1 protein-coding gene and 1 pseudogene are annotated in these 1,734 nt (G+C 61.6%); both read right to left on the bottom strand.

What is annotated here, in order from left to right; translation table 11 throughout:
- Positions 1 to 43 precede the first annotated feature (43 nt).
- Entirely contained in the window at positions 44 to 985 is a 942-nt protein-coding gene (locus tag RIV14_RS13560) for a polysaccharide pyruvyl transferase family protein (protein ID WP_256699399.1), read from the bottom strand.
- Positions 986 to 1,276: 291 nt separating this feature from the next.
- A pseudogene (locus RIV14_RS13565) lies at positions 1,277 to 1,734 on the bottom strand (polysaccharide biosynthesis C-terminal domain-containing protein); the annotation flags it as partial.

A 1,734-nucleotide genomic window follows, 5' to 3' on the forward strand; every position in this document is an offset into this window, starting at 1 on the left:
GGCGAAGACCAGAGTGTTACCCAGCAGGAGCCTCATGCGCCCCTTATGACTTGTCGACATCGAACTGGGCCTTCCACTTCTCGATGAGGTCGACGTCCAGGCCGTGGATCCTGGTTGGCCAGGAGGACTCGACCAGGTCGGCCAGATCGGTCTCGATGGAGTCGCGCTCCACCAGCGGCAGGGAGTAGTCCTTCGCCATCTCCCGCGCGCGGTAGTCGATGGCCACGATGATGGCGCGCTGCTTGCGTTGCAGGGCGAAGATGCCCCCGTGCAGACGGTTCCCCACGTAGTCGACGCCCCGGTCGAGCACCTCCCGGAAACCCGCCAGGCTCGGTGTGACGATCTCGACGCCGTCGGCCGCCCCCAGGGACTGCAGGTAGCCCAGGTCGTCGATGGTCTGGGGCCAGAAGTACAGTCGAGAGTAGCTCCTGCGCAGCACGTCGACCATTGCCCGGTCCTTGCGCGGGTTCGGGTGGTAGGAGGTGAGCGTGAAGACCACCTCATCGCCCTTGGTGTGGGCAATGGTCTCGCAGTGCTCGGGGGTCAGTCCCCACAGGGTGGGGCAGCCGGTGTTCCAGGCCCACAGCCCCACCCGCTCTAGGAGATGCTTGGTGCGCTCGTCACGCACTGAGTGCACGACGTCGTGGGACAGCACCTTGCGGTAGAGGGCCCGCGTGTAGAAGTTGACCGACGAGGAGTTGGCCCCCGCACCCACGCCCAAACACACCGTGCCTGCGGCCATTCCGCAGTTGAGGTAGTTGATGTTCCACGTCGGCAGAGGCCGCAGCATATTCGTGTACAGAGCGTTGGTGCCGCACAGAAGCTTGATGTCAGCGCCTTTGAAGATACTGAGCTTGCGCCTGGACAGAAGATACTGCGCAGGAGTGTACATCGGGGTGTGGGTGGCCAGGCGCATGACATAGTTCGAGGAGAACAGCTCGCGCCAGTTCATCTCAATGGATCGCCCAATGATCTCATCCCCCATATTGAGAGAACCAACAGATGTATCCAAAAGAAGAACACGCTTCATAATCTTCCCTTACTGCATCAGCAAGACACCTCAGCTCGACCATCCAGATCGGCTCGACAAGGATACGCTGTATTCACGGATTCACCTTCGCAGAGACGTCACGGAAAGGCAACAGGGGTCGCTACGCTGTACAGTTAAGACAAAACACACTGGTGGATACAAAAGCAATTTCACAAGCAGAGCACTAAATCGTCTCTTGGCACACAAGATCGTTCCGCTGCTCACATCCTGCGCCGGGACTCCATGTCAGAGCCGGCGCAGTACTCCCCCGTTCCTGTGCCCCAGGGACTCCGTCACGGCTCGAGCGCCGCTGGTGAGAACCGTCATGTCGCTGGTTGCCAGCAGCCCCAGGCAGACCCAGGCCACGGCAGTCAGCCATGAGCCACTGTCGAAGGACATGCACGCGGTGATACCGATGAGCAGTGCGAGCTGGTAGGTGAGGCGCGGGCGGTCTATGGGCAGGTCGATGCGGCGCCCGAGATCGTATGCCCGCACCACCAGGATGAGGGCGTAGGCCACCGCTCCGGCCAGGCCGGCGCCCCACGACCCCATGAACGGTACGAGAGCCACCCCGAGGATCACGTTGACCACCGCCCCCATCGCCGTGGAGGCCATGAGAACGCCGCTGTTCTTCAAGGCCTGGTAGAAGCTCTCGAAGAAGATGCTGATGACCCCGAAGGATGCGACCAGCATGAGCAGGGGGA

This window comes from Actinomyces acetigenes (genome assembly GCF_031296635.1).
Lineage (GTDB): Bacteria > Actinomycetota > Actinomycetes > Actinomycetales > Actinomycetaceae > Actinomyces > Actinomyces acetigenes.